The organism is Nannocystis bainbridge, from assembly GCF_028368995.1.
Lineage (GTDB): Bacteria > Myxococcota_A > Polyangia > Nannocystales > Nannocystaceae > Nannocystis > Nannocystis bainbridge.
The window spans coordinates 2880211-2896785 of sequence record NZ_JAQNDL010000003.1; the positions used below are offsets into that span (position 1 = coordinate 2880211).

The window sequence follows — 16575 nt, forward strand, 5'->3', positions numbered from 1 at the left end:
GGTACCTCCGCAAGGTCCCGGCTTTCTCTGTGTTGCCCAAGTCCGCCTTGCAGGCGCTCGGCGACGCCACCGCGTTGCGCGAGCTCTCGCGGCGGACCGTCTTGCACATGCCCGGGGACGACGCCGAGCACGTCTACTGCCTCCACGGCGGCCGGGTCTGCGTTCTGCGCGAGTCGACGACCTGTCGCACGATCAACCTCGGCGACTTCGGGCCCGGTGACATCTTCGGCGAGAGCTGCGTGTGGACGCCCGCCCCGCGGGAGGACACTGCCATCACCACGGCCGCGGCTCTGCTCTCGATGATCCCGCGAGTCGCCCTGCGCCTCGTGCTCGACGAGTACCCCGAGGCTGAGCGGACCCTGGTCGCACAGTCGATGGCCCGCCGCGACGCGACCACACGGCGGCTGTGCGACGCACTCAGCCTCAGCGTCCGAGCGCGGCTCGCCGGCCAAATTCTCCGGCTCGCCGAGGGTGGCCGCAACACCATGCGTGGCCGCGAACTCGTGATCTCGATCCGCCACCATGAGCTCGCGGCCCTCGTCGTCAGCACGCGGGAGACCGTGTCGCTCGAGCTGCAACGGCTCGAGCGCGACCGACTGATCGCGCGGGTCGGTCGCCAGATCGTCGTACCCGACCTCCGCCAGCTTCGGGCCGCCGCCCGCGAAGACCGGCCGCCAGAACAGGACCCGGCTCGCGCGAAGGCACGGTCCACGAAAACGACATCCACCCGAGGGGCACGCGCCCCTTGATCCACGCCGCGCCCGCTGCATGCGGGTGCTCGACGGCGGTCGTCACCGCCGAACCCTTGCGATGACAACCGCGCTCGCACGAGCGCCACAGGTGAGGTGTATCTTGAAACGTCCCACACTCAGCGGGGCCACATGGGCCTTGCTATCCATTATCGCCTGCAACGGCGACTCCGTCTCGGTGAAGCCATTCGATCCCCCGGGCGCGGTGACGGCGTTTTCGGATCCTGAGTCGCCCCCGGACCCGCCTGGGCCCGACGAGGACGACTCCACAGCGCATGTCTGCCGGGTCGACGCGGACTGTGGTGCGGGCCGCTTCTGCGAACTGCGGATCTGCGTGGTCGGCTGCGCCGGCGACGACTGCGGGCCAGATGCATCCTGCGATCCGCATGGACGCTGCGCGTCGGCCAGCGGCGACGAACCGGCACCGCCCCTCGGGGTGCCGGTACTGGTCGAGCGCTTCACGGTCCTGGCGTTTGGCGAGACCGAGGCACGCACGACCCTCCGCAACGAGGGCGCCGACGTCCTTCAATACCGCCTGACGACCGGCAGCTCCGCGCTGACGGTCGACGTGGCGCTCGCCGAGCTCACCCCGGGCGCCGAGGTCGAGCTCATCGCCCATGTGGATCCGGTCCAGCTCGCGCCCGCCGAGCAGAGGCTCCCGGTCCAGGTCATCACCAGCGGCGGGGCGATCCTGTGGTCGATCGAGCTCGAGACGGCGCCCGAGTCCGGCCACTTCCGCGGCGCGGCGAGCTTCAATGCTGAAGGCGTCAGCCTCGCCGGCAGCGAATTGGTCCTCGATCTCGACTTCCGAGACGACGGCACGGTCGCCGGCCGAGTCGACACCGACGCGAGCTTGCTCTGGCCGCAGCCGCTCGCGCTCACGGGCACGTGGACGCCCGCGGGTAAGGTCACGATCGAACTACGCGACCGACTGCCCGCAGATGGCTGGCGCTCCAGCCCGATCGCGCGCGAGCTCGGGCGAACGGTCATTCTCACTGGCACGCGCAGCGCGAGCGGCCTCGAAGGCACGCTCGTCGAGTCGCTCACGGGCCTGCGCGACGCGCCTGTGCAGATCGGCGGCGCGTTCACGCTGCGCCGGCAGGGTCCGCTCACGGGCCTGGTCCACGTCGCCGAGGATCTTCCAAGCGATGCCATCGCGCCGTCCTGGCTCACCCCGCCGGGCCTCGACGCCGACGCCTGCGACGGCCTCGGCAAGTCCTATGGGACGACCGACTCCCTCGCCGAACCAAGTCCCGCGTGCGAGGCATGCGCGGACGGAAATTGTACTCCCGAGGACAGGATCGAATGCGGCGGCGACCTACGGGCCTCCGTTTACAATCTTCCCGCTGTCCTCGCCGAGTTGCACGGCGGCGGCCAGGTCAAGCCCCCGAGCTCCTGGACCTGGGACGACTGCACGGCCGGCGCGCCGCCCTACGACAATGGCCAGACGTGCCTCGACATCGGCGCGTTGCGCTGCGCTCACGCGCTGATCCGCCGCGGCAGCATCGATCTCGGCGGCGCCTGGGGCGAGGCGCTCGGTCACAGCGCCGCCTTGTTCGCCGCCGACGAAGCACAGGCCGCCGCGCTGCTCTCTGTCGAGACGCAGATCGACGCCGCGTTTGCCTACAAGGACGAGCTCGGCGAGCCCGTCTCCGACGTCTTGGCCCGCGAGCTCGAGCTACTCGCCGACGACCGCGAACGTCTCGCCGCCGCGCTGGCGCCCACGCTCGCGCCCGCCTACGCCGACAGCATCGAATGGATCGACGCGAACAACGCCGATCCGCCGACAGCCCAGGCCCACCTCGCGCCGCTCGACCTCGTCACCGGATTCGCCAGGGCCACAAGCCAGTGGGCGCGCCTCGCCCAGCGCGCCCGCAAGAACGTCGCCGACGTGCGCGCCGCGGTGCGCCTCGCCGCGATCGCCACCCACGCCGCGGGGGCCGAGCTGCATGCCCGCCTGCACGACAACCCCGACGCGGCGGCGGGCCTGCGCGTGCTTGACCCGGCCCTCCTGTCGCTCGCGTCCGTCCACGCCGAGCTGACCTCGGATTCGTCCTTCGGCTACCCCACCGCCTACGTGCCGCTGGCGCTCGGTCCCCAGGACATCGCGCAGCATCGGACCAACTTCGAGGCCGTCCACGCCCTCGCGACCGACGACCTCGCCCAGCTCGAGCAGGTCACCACCGACGCATGGCAGGCGGTCCGCGACTACGAGCAGAAGGCCCACGCGCTCGATACGACCGCCTTTCAGATCGAGGCCGAGTACAACGGCAAGCTCCGCGCCCTCTGCGGCAGCCTCCCCGGCGACACCGCGCCCGCGCTCGAGAGCTGCGGCCAACACGGCGGCCAGATCGCCGATCACAAGGCCGCCATCGCGGCGGCGGGGCTGCGGATCCGCCACGCCGCCCAGGCGGTGGAGAACAACCTCCACGCGATCGCGGTCGAGGAGGAGCGCTTCGGCAAGGAAGTCGCCATCGCGCTCGATCTCCAGGCGGAGATCGAGGCCGCGCAGGGCCAGATCTTCAAGGTCCAGGACGCCGCTGGCGAGCAGCGGTCGGCGCTCGCGCAGGCCCAGGCCACCGCGGAGTGCAGCCGCGTCCGCGAGAACGCCCAGGCCCAGCGCGACGTGCTCATCGGCGACTGCACGCAGCAGATCGGATCGAGCCTTTTCTCCGGTCCGAGCGTCTTCGGCAACGCCCTACCGAACCCCGTGGCACTCGCCGGCGCGGTCATGTCGTGCGAGGCCAACTTACGCAGCCTCGGTATCGGCACCGACAACCAGTGCGAGAGCATCCTCGCGCAAGCGGGCCTCGAGAGCGCGCGCGACGAACTCCAGCGCAACGAGGAGCAGGAGATCACGGCGATCAACGCCGAGATCGACGCGACCATCCGCGCCAGCGATCTCGAGGTGCGCAGAGCCGCATCGGTGGCCCTCGTCAAGAACATCCGCGCCGAGGGCTCGCTGCTTCAGATCGAGGTCGAGGAGGCCGAGCTCGCGCGCGACGCGGCGATGACCGCGATGTGGGGCGCCTACCAGGAGGTCGGCGCGCTGATGCAGGAGAAGGCCCTCGCCGTGGGCCTCATGCTCGAGGACAACCCCGACAACGCGCTGACCCGGCCGCACTTCCTTCAGGCCCGCCTCGAGTCCGCACGCCGTGTCCTTCCGGTCCGCGAGCAGACCGCCCGCCGCGTTTATCTCGCCCTGCGCGCCCTCGAGTACGAGGTGAACCAACCCCTGCCGACCCTGCGGGACACCCTCGCCACGGCCCGGTCGCCCGCCGATTTCTCCGCGCTGCTCTCCTGCCTCGACAGCATCTTCGAGGACTACCGGCTCGAGCACGGCTTCGGCCAGCCCTACGTCACCGAGGTCAGCCTGCGCTCGGACATCTTCGCCATCACCCTCGACGTACCTGACGTCGACGGCTCCGCGGTCACGCCCGCCGAGCAATTCGTCGCGCTCCTGCGCGACCCGCTGCACCGCAAGCCGGACGGCGCCGTCGCTCTGCCCTTCGCGCTCTCGGCGTTCGAGCACGCGCTGTTCCCGTCGGCGCTCTGCGACGATCGCGTCGAGGAGATCGAGGTCAAGCTCGTCGGCGACTACCTCGGCGACCGCGAGGCCGAGGTCTGGCTCACTCGCCAGGGCCTTGCCGGAGTACGCCGCTGCGACGGCGCCGACCTGCCGTCCTGGTCGGCATACGTGCCCTACAGCTTCGAGCTCGAGCAAGTCGTAATCCAGGCCGGCGTCGGCGATTGGGGCACGGCTGGCGCGAACGCGGGCTACGCGGCCTGGCCGCTCCATGGCGAACAGTGGACGCTCACGATCCCGCCGCCCGATAAAGCGCCGGCCAACCTCGACGTCAACCTTCGGCACGTCGCCGACGTTGTGCTGCGCCTCCATCACCGCGCCGGTTCAGTCGCGCCGGTCGGCCAGGGCACGTTCACGCCGAGCTGCGGCGGGTGAGGGGCTATGCGCATCCACAGCATCATCCCCGCCAGCGAGCTCCAGCCCGGCCTGGCGACCATCATTGTCCGAATGCCCGGCCACCCCACGGTCCGTAGTCGCGCCGTCATGGTGCAGCACCACGGCCCCGGCGTCGTGCAGGTGGCGTTTGCCTCCGGCGAAATCCTGAGCATGAGCGAACGGACGATGGTCGGACGGATCGTGAACTGCACGGTCCGGCCGACGCGACGCGATGCACCGCAGCGAGGCACGAAGTGATGCCGGACGAGCCGGACGAGCATCCGCTCGCGGGCATCGACCGAAACCTCGCCGGCGTGCTGCGCCTCGTCAACCTGGCCGAGGCGCAGGACCGGGCGCCCTTCGAGCAGGTCTGGTGGTCGCTACGCGGCATGAAGCGCGGCGTGGTCGCGGCGCTGTCCGGCGTCATGAACCACGAGCGCCGAATGCACCCGACCGGCGCCGCTTTGCTCCGCACGCTTCTCGATGAAGAGCGCGCATGCACGTACCAGCACGCGGCACGGATCGGACTCGTGCCGCGCGTCGGGGGCCCGACGACGGCGCGCTCGTTGTCCGGGTCGGCGCTCCGTTTTAACCGTGGCGACGGGGCATCTGCGCCGCCGTCATCCACCGATTCTTTTCCACCTGTTGAGGTCGGAACGGCTCTGACGACGCTGCTGGGTCTCTGAGCGCCGATTCCCTTCACCCCTCTCTCGAAAGATCCCCATGTCTCTCCGAACAGGTCCCATTCTGGTCGCGCTCGTGCTCGCGGCGGGCACCGCCCGCGCCGACACCAGTGCGACCCTGGCCACCGCCATCAACCTCCCGAAGGGCCCGGCCTCGATCGAGGGCTTCGGCCAGGGTTACGACGTCAGCGCCGCGAGCGGGCTGCCGTCCGTGTCATACCCGATCGAGGTCCCGCCGGGTCGCGCGGGCCTTCAGCCTCAGCTCGCGCTGCATTACAGCGCTGGCGAAGGCGCGGGGGTGCTGGGGCTCGGCTGGTCGCTCGGGCTCCCGGCGATCGAGCGCTCGCTCCGGACCGGCATCCCGCGCTACGACGACACCGACGCATGGGTCCTGCGCGGTCTCGGCGGTGGCGAGGAGCTCGTCGAGGTGGCGCCGGGCGCCTACCGTGAGCGGATCGAGCAGGGCCCGCCCGTCGTCGTCCGCTCGCTGCCCGGCGGAGCCATGTCCGCCGTCACCACGGACGGCACCGGCTATCTGTTCGGTCTCACGGACGAGGCGCGTCTCACTGGCGACGCGGGCGACTTCCGCCTCGAGCTCTCGGCGATCACCGACGTCCACGGCAATCGCATCGATTTTTACTACGCGCGCGAGCAGGGCTCCTCCGCACCACTGCTCGCTGCGATCACCTACAACGACGGCCGCGCCGCCGTTCGCTTCGCCTACGAGACGCGCACCGACCTCGTTCGCACCCGGGCGCCGGGCTTCGCGGTCGAGCTGCGCCACCGGCTCCGCGCGATCGTCACGGAGGTCGATGGCGCGCCCGTCCGCACCACGACGCTCACCTACCATCAGACCGTCATGAACCCGGCGAGCGCCCTCGCCCGGATCGACACCTCCGCGAGCGACGGCGCCGCGCTCCCGCCCTGGCACCTCCGTTACGCCGGCGCGCTCGACGAGCCGCGCGAGAACCCGATCGCCGAGGCCCCCGCGCTCGATCCCACCGCGGACGGCCGCGCCTGGGTCGACATCGACGGCGACGCGCTGCCCGACCTGCTGGATACGACCCTGGACGGTTGGCGCTACCGCAAGGGCCGAGGCGCCGCGCTCGCATCCTCCTGGACCCCGATCCCGACGCCTGCCGCCACGCTCACCGCGTCCGCGCGCTTCGCCGACCTCACGGGCGACGGGATCGAGGATCTACTCGCGCAGCCCAGCGAGGGCGAGTTGTGGGCGTTCACCGGGGGCGGCACCCCGTTCGGCAAGGGCACGCCGATCAGCCTCGACGTCGGCTTCGACCTCACCGCGCCGAACGTCGCCCTCATCGATCTCAACCTGGACAGCCGCGTCGACGTGCTGAGACATGACGATGCGGACGGCTGGATCTGGATCCGCCACCATGACGCGGCTGGCTACCTCCCGGCCGAGCCCGTCCCTCCGCCGCCCGCCGGCATGCGTCTTGGCGATCCTGGGGTGCAGCTCGCCGACCTCGACGGCGATCGCCTGCCCGACCTCGTGCGCGTCCTGCCGAGCGAGAGCCGCATCCTCGTCGCCGCGGGCGAGGGTTTCGGTCTGTTCGCCGAGCCGGTCGATCTCGCGGGCGTGCCACCGATGGCGGAGGGCCAGCGCTGGGAGGTCGCCGACCTCAACGGCGACGGCGCGGCGGACCTCGTGCGGATCGGCGCCGCGTCACTGGACCTCTACACCTACCAGCACGACGGCGCAGTCGCTCCGGCCACGAGCGTCGCCTGGCCCGACCTCCAAGCCGATGAGATCGTGATCCTGAGCGACGTGGACGCGAGCGGCACCGTCGACGTGCTGCGCGTCGACACAGACGGTTCACAGCCATGGCGCGCCTGGACGTTCGCGGAGCGCCCCGGTCTGCTCGCCGAGCTGCGCACTGGCCTCGGCTACAGTCGAGACTTCACCTACGCGTCAGCCGCGGTGCTCGCTGATGCCGACGCCGACGCAGGCGCCCCATGGAAGTCGACGCCCCCGACACCGCTGCCGGTGCTGATCCGGTCTCACGAAACCGACGCGCACACGTCCTGGACGCACACCGCGGAGCACCACGTGCGCGACGGCTGGTATGACCCGGCCCGCGGCGAATTCCGCGGCTTCGCCGAGCTGCGCGAGACCGACCTGGGCGACGGCCACAGCGAGACCGCGACCACCACCACGCGCTACGACCTCGGCCAGACCGACGAGGCCCGCAAACTCCAGCTCCTCGACAGCGAAACCGCGAGCCCGCGCGGCATGCTCGTCCGCGAGTCGCACACAATCGGGGTCGAGAGCCCCGCGCCCGGTGTGCTCGCCGCCCGCCGCGTCGCCACCGACACCGACCACCTGGAAGCCGGCCCGGCCGCCGCGGCCGTCCGCGTGCGCACCGAGTGGGATTTCGACGCGTGGGGCAATGTCCTTGAGGAGCGGGCCCTCGGTCGTGTCGACGCAAAATCCGGCGCGGACCTGCCGGGCGACGAGCGCATCACGATGTACACGTACGCCGAGCCCGCGGCCGACGATGCGCCGCGCGACCGCGTCGCCGAGCAGATCGTCAGCGACGCCGACGGCGCGCAGATCACTGCGATCCGGACCTACTACGACGGACCGCCGGAACAAGGCGCGCCGCTTGGCCAGCTCGACGCCCGCGGCGTCGTCGCCCGAGTCGAGACCTGGCTCGCTGGCGAAACCTGGGTCCCGACGCTGCGCCAGACGGTCGACGCGCACGGCAACATCACGCGGATCCGCGACGCCGAAGACGGCACGCTGGAGCGGCATTTCGACGATGACGGTTTGTTCCCGATCGAGGAGCGCCTGCTGCTCGCCAGCGCCGACGATCTGGTGACGACGGCGACCTGGGACGCGCGAACGGGGCATCCCCTCGTCGTCAGCGCGCCCAACGGCGCCACGACCCGCGCCGAGTACGACGGCCTCGGCCGCCTGATCGCGGAGATCGAGCCCGGCGACACGCCCGAGCTGCCGACCACGCGCTACCGCTACTACCTCGACGGCGTGGCCGCGCGTCCCTCCGTCGTCACCGAGCTGTGTCGCATCAGTGGCGATGCCGAGGTCGACCTCACCGTCACACACCTCGACGGTCTCGGCCGCGCGGTCGCCGAGGTGACGCAGGACGACGCCGGCACGGGTGCGATCCTCCGCACCGCGCAACGCTACGGGGCCAACGGCGAAGTCGCCGAGTTGCTGGTTGGCCACGTGCTCCCCGCCGCCGCGTTGCTGCCCGGCGCGAGCATCATGCTCGCGGATGCGTGGCCGCGGAGCCTTACGCATCACGACGCCCTTGGCCGCGTCGTCTGGTCGCGCGACGCGGACGGCTATGAATCCGCGACGACCTACAGCCCGCTCGCGGTGGAGCGCCGCGAGCACGAGGATCTGCATCCCGCGCCGCCGTATTCGGACGCGCCCGAGCGCACCGAGCACGACGGCCTCGGCCGGATCGTGAGCATCACCAGCCGTCTCGCCGGCCGCGGCATCACCCACAGCTACCAGCACGACGCCGCCGATCGGCTCGTCACGCACGTCGATCCCGAGGGCCATCGCACCACCTATCGCCACGACGGCGGCGGCCGCCTGGGACGCATCACGTCGCCGGACGCCGGCGATGTCCTCCAGCATTTCGACGCGACGGGCCGCCTGACCGAGCGGATCGACGCCACGGGCGCGCGCGTGACGTGGTCGTTCGATCCGCTCGGCCGCCTCACACACGAGCGCGCGCTCGATGCCACCGGTGCGCAGGTCAGCGAGGTCCGGCGCAGCTACGATCGCGGCGGCCAGCTCGTCGCGGTCGAAGACGATGCCGGCCGAATCGAATTCACGCACGACGCACGCGGCCGGATCATCCGCGCGACCCGGCGTTTCGACGGCCCGCGCGGCCCTGTCACGCTCTCGACCGCTCAGCTCTACGACGCGCAGGACCGGCCGTTCCGCGACGTGTATCCGGACGGCAGCACGCTCGATCACGCCTACACCGCGCGGGGCCTCGAAGCGCCCGGCCTCTTCGCCACGGCCGCGGAATATGACGCGCTCGCCCGCTGGCGTCGCCTCGAGCTCGCGCCCGGCGTGGCGCTCACGCGCGAGCTCGACATCACCGGCCGCGTGCATGGCCAGCGTGCGGAAGGTGACAGGACGCTCTTCGACCTCGCCCATCGCTACGATGTCGCGGGCCAGCTCGCCGAGACGCGCGACCTGCTCGGCGCGGAGAAATTCTCGCTCGCGCAGACCTACGTCTACGACGACTTGCACCGCCTGGTCGCCAGCGCCGCCCACGGCAAGACCCGCCGCTGGCGCTACAGCGACGACGGCAACCTCCTCGATCAGGGCGGCCGGGCACTCGGCTACGACGCCGCGCGCCCGCACGCGGCGGTCAAGCTCGACGCGCAGCGCCTCGCCTACGACGCCGCCGGCCAGCTCGCCGAGGTCGAGGGCGAAGGCCCGCTCGCCGCCGGCTCGTGGCGTTTCGACCCGCACGGCCGCGTGCAGTCGTTCACCGCTGGCGACGGCCGCCGCGTCGAGAACGTCTACAGCTACACCGGCGAGCGCGCCGTTCGTCGCGATTTCGACGCTCGCGGCGAGCTCGCCCATGAGACGCTCTACGTAACCCCGAACGTCGAGGTCCGCGACGGCCAGCTCGTCCGCTGGGTCCACTTCGCCGGCGAACGGGTCGCGGAGAGCGCCGTGCCGATGCCGAGCGGCGGCTACCCCGAGCTCGACATCGCAGCCGTGGCGGTGGTTCAGGCGGGCCGCAGTCCAACCACGGCACTCGTCCTGGCGCTGCTCGTGGCGTTGGCGCTCGCGTGGCGTCTCCGCCGCTGGCTGCCCTCGACCGGAACGGCTCCGACCTTCGCGCGCGCCGCCACGGCACTCGTCCTGGCCGGCCTCGCCGGCACGCTGAGCTGCCGCCACCACGGTGACGACTCGCGCCCGCTCGTCCCCGACGAGCACACCCGCTACCACGTCGCCGATCGCCTCGGCTCCGCCGCCCTGGTACTCGACCATGAAGGTCACCCGCTCGCCCGGGACGCCGCCGACCCCTACGGCGCAGCTCGGCTCGCGTGGCGCGCCGACGACAGCGCCGCGGGGCCGACCTACCGCTTCACCGGCAAGGAAGACGACTCGCTGAGCGGCGCCATCGCGATCGGCGCCCGGCACTACCTGCCCGAGCTCGGTCGCTGGGCAAGCCCGGACCCCTACCACCTTCTCAATCCCGGCGCCCGGTTGGAGGAGCCCGGCGAGCGCAACCTCTACCGCTACGCCGCGAACAACCCGATCGCCAAGGTGGACCCGACCGGCCACGGCTGGGTCACCTGGATCATCAAGGGCGCGAAGGCGACGTTCAAGGCCGTCTACAAGGGCTACGACAAGGTCGACGAGTTCAGCGGCATCGCCGACGACGTGCTGACGGTCGCCACCGCCGAGGCCGGCATCGGCGCCCGCGTGCTGTCCGCCCTCTCGCTAGCGAGCGAAGTGCTGCCCGTCAGCGCAGGGGACATCAAAAGCACCTACCGCTGGTTCCGCGGTGCCGACAAGGCCACTTCCGCTGCCGACCGCACGGGAGATGTTGCCAAGGCCACCTCTGAGGCAGTTGAACGGGTGCCACTCAGCCGATCGAGCTACCCTGAGTCCGCGCAGCACATCCTCGATGCTCGACAAACTGGGCAACCCAGCGTTCTCACAGTCTCCAGGCCGGGCGCGTCCGGGCGGCGCTCCGGGGCCATGCAAGGGCACTCTCCAGTCAAGGGCAAGGACCGCGACGAGTACCCACCTGCGTTCACCAAGGAAGGCGGGCAGGGTGCCAGCGTCCGCCCGATCAATCCGAGCGACAACCGTGGAGCAGGCGCGTGCATCGGAAATGCTTGCCGAGGATTGCCCGACGGGACCAAAATCCAGATCGAGATCACGGAGTAACTCATGACGAGCCCCAGCATGGAGAACCTGCTCAAACGCGTCGACATCGTGCTCGCCCACGGGCCCGTCTACTTGGGGCCATGGGCGCGCCGACACGCTGGTGCTCGACTCGCTGAGCTGGAGCTCATGTACAGCCTCGTGAACGGATTTCTCGCGTTCGACCGTGCCCTCCGGGTCTTCCCGGCAATTCCGGTCCATGAGGCTGCAAGCCTGAATTCGTGGAACGAGCCCCAGAACTGGCGCGACTACTACGGCGATCTTGCGAAAGATCTGCTGTTCTTCGCAGATGATGTCTTCGGAGGCCAGTTCTGTATCAAGCAGAACAAGGTCTTCGCGTTCGATCCTGAGACGGGCGACCTCGAGTGGCTCGCCGACGACCTTGAGGCGTGGGCTGCAGTCCTGCTGGACGACACCGACAACCGCACGGGCCGGCCGCTCGCAGTCGCTTGGCAGGCGAGGTTCGGTCCCCTCGCTCCCGGTCAGCGTCTGCTCCCGACCCGCTTGTTCACGCTCGGCGGAGAGTTCTCGCTCGACAACCTCACGGTCAAGGACGCCACGGCGGGCATGCGGATCCGAGGCCCGATCGCCCAGAAGATCCACGACTTGCCGGACGGCGCGCAGCTACAGTTCGAGATCACGGACTAATCCCATGCCACACGAGATCTGCGAGAGCTGCGTGAACGCCGTCAGTCGCGCCGGGCTGCCCGGCCCTTGGCTGCGAACACCCGGCGAGCTACGCTGGAGCGCCGTGTCTTCTACGCGACGCCGTGCTGCCCTTTCTCTCGCGGGTCTCCTCGCGTGCAATCAGCCGGACGGCAACATGACCGGCTTCACGGCGCCGCCGGTCACCACGGCGCCCGTCTCGACGACGACCAGCGGCGACACGAACTCGGGCAGCTCCAGCAGCTCGTCGACCGGCACGAGCTCGGGCTCGGGCGGTGACTCGGGGTCGAGTGCGGGGTCCAGCTCGACGACGATGGTCTGGGACATGGGCCCTCCGCCCGACTTCGACACCGGGCCGCCGGTGGGCTGCCAGGGCAAGATCGACTTCCTGTTCGTGATCTCGCGCGACGACTTCATGAAGCCGCACCAGGATAAGCTGATCGCCGCGTTCCCGAGCTTCATCAAGACGATCCAGCTCCAGTTCAGCGACTTCGACGTGCAGATCCTCGTCACGGACTCGGAGCCGGCCTGGGGTTCGCCGGCGTGCGACGACGACTGCCCAGACCCGTGCGTGGAGGCGCCCGACTATCCCTGCGACTACTGGGCAAGCGTCTGCGACGAGACGATGGGCGCGGGCGTCGTCATGAACGTCGGCCAGTACACGGAGAACAAACCGTGCCTGGAAGGCCCGCGCCGCTACATCACCGCGGACACGCCCGACATCCCCGGCACCTTCGAGTGCCTCGCACGCGTGGGGGTGGTTGGCTACAACAAGATGGGCGACGCCCTCGTCGCGGCGATGAGCCCCAAGCTCAACAAGGTCGGCGGGTGCAACGAGGGGTTCTTCCGCGACGACGCGCTCCTGATGGTCACGCTCATCGGCCCGGAGGACAACTCGGATGCGCCGGCGGGCTCGAACGGCACCTGGCAGGAGTGGATGCAGGCGGCCGTGGACCGGAAGAAGGGCGACCTCGACGCCATCGTGATGTTCGGCCTCACGGACGACTGCATCGGGAGCCAAAACCCGAAGCACCGCATCTGCAAGACCGTCCCGGCATTCCCGCACAGTCTCCTGCAACTCCTGACGAGTGAGGACTACGGCCCGATCTTCGAACAGGCTGCCGAGCTGGCGATCGATACCTGCAACGCGTTCGTGCCCGGCTAATAGGGGTGAACCTTCGCCACGCCAGCGGCCAGCGTGTCATCGAGCTCCTGGAAATACCCGCCGGCGAAGATGAATCCGACCTGATCCGCCGCGATTCCGGTGGCCACCTGCAGCTTCGTCGGGCCACCCTGGTAGTGCAGCACAGGCTCGGCAGCGCCGCTGGACCAGCCTTGCACAAGGAATCCGTCCTCGTTCTGGAGACCTTGTGCGGCGACGACCGCGTAGCCTGCCGCGCTCCACGCGATGTCAGTCAAGTGCTTGGCGTTCGCCGTCGGCTGCATCTCGACCTGGGTGGCTCCCAGTGAGAACCAGCGCAACACGCCCTTGGTCGCGTTGCAGGGCGAGACCATGGCGTTGCAGTTGTCGCCCGCGACCACGTACCCGCCCGCGTGGCCCGGTGCGAGTGCCTGGTTCCCGCTATGCCATGCGAGCGCCGCGGGGTTCGCAACATCCGCGAGGACGGTGGCGGTGAAGCTGAACTCGACAGCGAACCCGCGGGTCTGGATGTCGGGGTTTCCTTGCTCGTGCGGCCCCACGGCGTCTCCGACGACGACGATCCGGTCCTCCACGAACGCGCAGTCTTGGGTCCGCTCGCTGAACTTGTGCACCTTGTCGAGGGCATACGGCGCCCGGTAGTCCCATGGCTGCGTCCACGGCTCGGTATCGACTCGCCGCAGGCGGACCCATGCGTCGTCTTCACCTGGCGTCGCGGGTCGAGTCCCGCAGAGCAGCACATCGCCCGCCACATTCACATCGAGCCCTCGACCCATGTGGGTGAGGTTGCCCTCCTCCGGCGTCTGTCCGAGCGGCAGGCCGTCGTCGTCGAGGTGCCAGATCTGCCAGCGCCCGAAGCCGTTTTCGTAGACGTTGACCAGCGCCCAGATTGTCCCGTCCGGAGCGAACTTCACGTCCTCGCCAGCGCAGTCGAATCCGTGTGCGATCCAGCGCGAATCCCCGAGCCACACGACCTCGCCGTCTGTGTCGCGCCGGCGGAGGTGACACCGCTGGCCCTCGGGCGTCGAGTAGGTGAACAGCTCCACGACGCCGCCCTGGTCGTCGACGTCGATCGCGTTGCCATAGCTCGGCACGAGCGAGCTTTTCTTGAGCCACGCCTCCCCCCCGGCGGCCGATGCGGCGACCGTGAACGTCGCTGGCCAGGGCTCACTCACCTCCTCGTCGCGCGTGGCGATCGCCACGACATCGTGCGTGCCGTTCCATGACTCGCCGAACACCGCTATCTCGCCGGTAAACGTACCGGCGTTCATCGGAACGAGCGCGACCGGCTCGCCCAAGTCGACCGACATGGACACTGCGTCCGCCCCCTCGACGTCGACCTCCACCGTGACGATGCCCGCCGACTTCAGCTCGTCCGGCATCAGCCTCATGTCGGTGATCGTCAGTGGCCCGAGCTCGCCTGGACCGGATGAGGTCGTCCCAGTCGTCGTGCTCGGCTCCGAGGTCACCTGCGCTCCGGTCACGGTCTGTATCCCCGTCGTAGGCGCCGTGCCGTCCGAGGTCGATCCGGACTCTGTGTTCTGCCCGGCGCTTGTGGTGTCGAAGCACTCAGGCCCCGCTTCCAGCGTGCAGGGGGGCCACGGTGTCGCTTCAAAGCAGCCGGCGACGAGCACTATCGCAGCGAGCAGCCCGGGACGCACAGGCGCAATCCGCATGGTCGCAAGATGCCTGCCCACGCGGGCGTGGTCAACGAGCATCGTCGCATTTGGTACGCCAGCATACCAACTGGCGACACAAGCCTGGGTCCGATCGCGGTCGCGGCGTTCGACGCGGAAATGCCCCCCGCGGAGCGTGACGCGGCGATGGCGGAACATCTGGCAGCGGCATGTCGGGCGAGGCCGGAGCCCTGTTCTTGGTCATCATGGGCGGCCTTCATGCCACGCGCGCCGCTTCGCCGGACTTCGAGCCGAGGGCCACTCGCCCCGCGGCGTTGATCTACCCGTGACGGGTCGTGTCGCTACGACTCGCGCACGTGGGTGGCGACGCGTGGCTGTGCACGGAGGAGTGCGGGCCGCACGAACTCGACGGACAGCGTCGGGGTCCCCGCTCGATCGAGCTGTTCGATCGGCTCACTGACGGTGAGTTCTACGTCGGGCCGATCCACGCGTCCCCGCCGCCGTCACAGGGCCGGCCCGCTAGTCGTCGTGCGGCGCGTACGCAGTTCCCGCCCCGACGCACGCCCCAAGCCCCGGGGAACAGCCAGAGGCCGAGAGCTCGCATGGGGCGACTTTTGCCTTGACGAACTCGGCGCCCCTGGGGAACCTCTCCCGCCCAGGAACAGCGCGATGGCGAGCTACGGTGAGGTCACGGTCCGCGAAATTCTTGACGACAGGAAGTTGCGCCTCGAGATCGCCGCGATGTTGGACATGACGGAGAGGGCCATCCTCCGAGATCTGTCCGGCGAGGAAGAGCACAGACTCCTTCGGGATTTCTACGATCCCGTGCCAGGAGACCTTGAGACGATGAGCGTCTCTGACGCTCGAGGAGACGTTGAGGTCATCGCCAAGATCGCCCGGCACACGAACCTGACGATCGAATCGGTTGACTGGGATCTCGAGAACACGCACGGTCGGACTCTGCTCCCCAAGGTGTTCGATTTTGTCTGGTTGCCGCGGCCCAGGGCCCAGCAGGTCGTGGAACCTCCACGACAGGTGCAGTTCCATCCAGTTGTGAAGCCGGCCATCCTCCGCTTCTCGTCGGCCACATCGCAACCGGCTATCTTCGGGAGCTACTCGCACAAGGACCGCAAGTTCGTCGACGCTGTTCGGCTCCATCTGAAGCCGTTGGAGAGGGACAACTCGCTCGAGTTCTGGGATGACTCAAAGATCAAGACCGGAGCGAAGTGGCGCGACGAGATCCAAATGGCGATTGAGCGCGCTTCGGCAGCCGTCCTCTTCATCAGCGCAAATTTCCTGGCCTCCGACTTCATTCATACCGACGAGATTCCACCGCTCCTCGCCGAAGCAAAGCGTCGAGGCACGGTGATTCTTCCGCTCATCGTCGGGCACTGCTTGTTCACACAACACCCCGTGCTCTCCACGTTCCAAGCCTTCAACGACCCGAACCGGCCGGTTGGAACCTTGGGAAAGAATGAGCGCGACAAGCTGTACGTGAAGCTGGCAACCCAACTGGCCTCGTTGAAGCGCCGCGACGATTCCTAGCACTCGCCCGCGCACGCAGGCGCAGATCGAAGGCGGCGCGGTGTGCGACCCGCCGGGCGGGGGCCGCGCCCGCAGCTCGATGGCCTCGACGGGCGGCGCGTCCGGGTCGTGTGCCTCGGAAGACATGGCCTTCGGCCATGGGCCCGGCGCTCGCGCCAGCACTGACGCGAGCGGGCTGCTCGGTCGCGCCTACGGGGATCCACGTTCGATGAACGATTCGGAGAAGCACGATGGCGTGTGTGAGGGACTGAGCGCATT

At 69.5% G+C, this 16575-nt stretch carries 10 protein-coding genes; 8 read left to right on the plus strand and 2 right to left on the minus strand.

What is annotated here, in order from left to right:
- The first annotated feature begins 47 nt into the window (after positions 1 to 47).
- The 6 genes from POL25_RS36695 (at position 48) to POL25_RS36720 (ending at position 11958) form a co-directional block, all read left to right on the plus strand.
- On the plus strand, positions 48 to 749 hold the full coding sequence (locus POL25_RS36695; RefSeq protein WP_272091017.1) for a Crp/Fnr family transcriptional regulator: 702 nt from the start codon (positions 48 to 50) through the stop codon (positions 747 to 749).
- A gap of 436 nt (positions 750 to 1185) precedes the next feature.
- Positions 1186 to 4710, plus strand: coding sequence for a hypothetical protein (locus POL25_RS36700; RefSeq protein WP_272091018.1), 3525 nt, complete (start codon positions 1186 to 1188; stop codon positions 4708 to 4710).
- Positions 4711 to 4716: 6 nt separating this feature from the next.
- Complete coding sequence (locus tag POL25_RS36705; protein ID WP_272091019.1) at positions 4717 to 4968, plus strand: hypothetical protein; 252 nt, start codon at positions 4717 to 4719, stop codon at positions 4966 to 4968.
- Positions 4968 to 5396 (plus strand): hypothetical protein, encoded by a 429-nt coding sequence (locus tag POL25_RS36710; protein WP_272091020.1) that lies wholly within the window; start codon positions 4968 to 4970, stop codon positions 5394 to 5396. Before POL25_RS36705 ends, POL25_RS36710 begins: the two co-directional genes overlap by 1 nt.
- A gap of 73 nt (positions 5397 to 5469) precedes the next feature.
- The gene (locus POL25_RS36715; RefSeq protein WP_272091021.1) at positions 5470 to 11313 is read left to right on the plus strand and encodes a SpvB/TcaC N-terminal domain-containing protein; all 5844 of its coding nucleotides are present in this window, start codon (positions 5470 to 5472) and stop codon (positions 11311 to 11313) included.
- A gap of 3 nt (positions 11314 to 11316) precedes the next feature.
- Positions 11317 to 11958, plus strand: a complete 642-nt coding sequence (locus POL25_RS36720) for an SMI1/KNR4 family protein (protein ID WP_272091022.1) — start codon at positions 11317 to 11319, stop codon at positions 11956 to 11958.
- A 159-nt stretch (positions 11959 to 12117) separates the two neighbouring features.
- On the opposite strand, the gene POL25_RS36725 is transcribed toward POL25_RS36720, so the two are convergent.
- A complete protein-coding gene (locus POL25_RS36725; RefSeq protein ID WP_272091023.1) occupies positions 12118 to 12303 on the minus strand; it encodes a hypothetical protein in 186 nt (61 codons plus the stop codon).
- Between POL25_RS36725 and POL25_RS36730 the strand changes: the two genes are divergently transcribed.
- Positions 12302 to 13141: a hypothetical protein gene (locus POL25_RS36730; RefSeq protein ID WP_272091024.1), complete on the plus strand. Its 840-nt coding sequence runs from the start codon at positions 12302 to 12304 to the stop codon at positions 13139 to 13141. The two genes, POL25_RS36725 and POL25_RS36730, sit on opposite strands and share 2 nt — an antisense overlap.
- On the opposite strand, the gene POL25_RS36735 is transcribed toward POL25_RS36730, so the two are convergent.
- A complete protein-coding gene (locus tag POL25_RS36735; RefSeq protein ID WP_272091025.1) occupies positions 13138 to 14853 on the minus strand; it encodes a hypothetical protein in 1716 nt (571 codons plus the stop codon). The two genes, POL25_RS36730 and POL25_RS36735, sit on opposite strands and share 4 nt — an antisense overlap.
- A gap of 588 nt (positions 14854 to 15441) precedes the next feature.
- On the opposite strand from POL25_RS36735, the gene POL25_RS36740 reads away from it, so the two are divergent.
- On the plus strand, positions 15442 to 16317 hold the full coding sequence (locus POL25_RS36740; protein WP_272091026.1) for a toll/interleukin-1 receptor domain-containing protein: 876 nt from the start codon (positions 15442 to 15444) through the stop codon (positions 16315 to 16317).
- Positions 16318 to 16575: the final 258 nt, after the last annotated feature.